We start from the raw sequence: 1951 nt of genomic DNA, 5'->3' as shown, positions 1-1951 counted from the left end.
GGGCTTCTTCTGAATAAATGCCTGACGATGACCTACTCTCGCATGGGGAGACCCCACACTACCATCGGCGCTGAGCGGTTTCACTTCTGAGTTCGGCAAGGGATCAGGTGGTTCCCACTCGCTATGGTCGTCAGGCGGAAAAAGGCAATGTATATCATGCTGACGATACGTTTCATCGTATCCGTCAATTGATTCGAGACATCATCGACCAAAACCCTTTGGGTGTTATATGGTCAAGCCTCACGGACCATTAGTACCGGTTAGCTCAACGCCTTGCAGCGCTTCCACACCCGGCCTATCAACCAGCTGGTCTTGCTGGGTCCTTTAGGAGGCTCAAGGCCTCAGGGAGATCTCATCTTGAAGGGGGCTTCCCGCTTAGATGCTTTCAGCGGTTATCCCGTCCGTACATAGCTACCCGGCAATGCCACTGGCGTGACAACCGGAACACCAGAGGTACGTCCACTCCGGTCCTCTCGTACTAGGAGCAGCGCTTCTCAAATCTCCAACGCCCACGGCAGATAGGGACCGAACTGTCTCACGACGTTCTAAACCCAGCTCGCGTACCACTTTAAATGGCGAACAGCCATACCCTTGGGACCGACTTCAGCCCCAGGATGTGATGAGCCGACATCGAGGTGCCAAACACCGCCGTCGATGTGAACTCTTGGGCGGTATCAGCCTGTTATCCCCGGAGTACCTTTTATCCGTTGAGCGATGGCCCTTCCATACAGAACCACCGGATCACTAGAACCTACTTTCGTATCTGCTCGACGTGTCTGTCTCGCAGTTAAGCACCCTTATGCTCTTGCACTCACTGCACGATTTCCAACCGTGCTGAGGGTACCTTCGTGCTCCTCCGTTACTCTTTGGGAGGAGACCGCCCCAGTCAAACTACCCACCACACACGGTCCTCGAACCGGATTACGGTCCTGAGTTAGAACGCCAATGATGCCAGGCTGGTATTTCAAGGTTGGCTCCACCCCATCTGGCGACAGGGTTTCAAAGCCTCCCAGCTATCCTACACAAGCAACATCAGCGTCCAGTGTGAAGCTGTAGTAAAGGTTCACGGGGTCTTTCCGTCTAGCCGCGGGTACACAGCATCTTCACTGCGATTTCAATTTCACTGAGTCTCGGGTGGAGACAGCGTGGCCATCATTACGCCATTCGTGCAGGTCGGAACTTACCCGACAAGGAATTTCGCTACCTTAGGACCGTTATAGTTACGGCCGCCGTTTACCGGGGCTTCGATCAGGAGCTTCGCGTGAGCTAACACCATCACTTAACCTTCCGGCACCGGGCAGGCGTCACACCCTATACGTCCGCTTGCGCGTTTGCAGAGTGCTGTGTTTTTAATAAACAGTTGCAGCCACCTGGTATCTTCGACCGCGTCAGGCTCCGGTCGCGAGGACCTTCACCCTAATGCGGCGTGCCTTCTCCCGAAGTTACGGCACCATTTTGCCTAGTTCCTTCACCCGAGTTCTCTCAAGCGCCTTGGTATTCTCTACCTGACCACCTGTGTCGGTTTGGGGTACGGTCTCACAGTATCTGAAGCTTAGAGGCTTTTCCTGGAAGCGTGGCATCGATGACTTCCTGACCGTAGTCAGTTCGTCTCGCCTCTCGGCCTTGAGGATCCGGATTTACCTGAATCCTCAGCCTACCGGCTTTCACCAGGACAACCAACGCCTGGCTCACCTAGCCTTCTTCGTCCCCCCATCGCAATACTGTGAGGTACGGGAATATTGACCCGTTTCCCATCGACTACGCCTTTCGGCCTCGCCTTAGGGGCCGACTCACTCTGCTCCGATTAGCGTCGAACAGAAACCCTTGGTCTTCCGGCGGGGGAGTTTTTCACTCCCCTTGTCGTTACTCATGTCAGCATTCGCACTCGTGATACCTCCAGCATGCTTCTCAACACACCTTCATCGGCTTACACGACGCTCCTCTACCGCTC

Annotated in this window: 2 rRNA genes; both read right to left on the bottom strand. The window is 54.7% G+C overall.

What is annotated here, in order from left to right:
- Positions 1-19: 19 nt before the first annotated feature.
- A 5S ribosomal RNA gene (rrf, locus tag KUV74_RS20690) occupies positions 20-135 on the bottom strand.
- 94 nt (positions 136-229) lie between these two features.
- Positions 230-1951: ribosomal RNA gene (locus tag KUV74_RS20685) — 23S ribosomal RNA — on the bottom strand; the annotation flags it as partial.

This window comes from Halomonas sp. DP1Y21-3, assembly GCF_019801245.1.
GTDB lineage: Bacteria > Pseudomonadota > Gammaproteobacteria > Pseudomonadales > Halomonadaceae > Halomonas > Halomonas litopenaei.
This window is presented reverse-complemented; position numbering and strand designations above follow the sequence as displayed.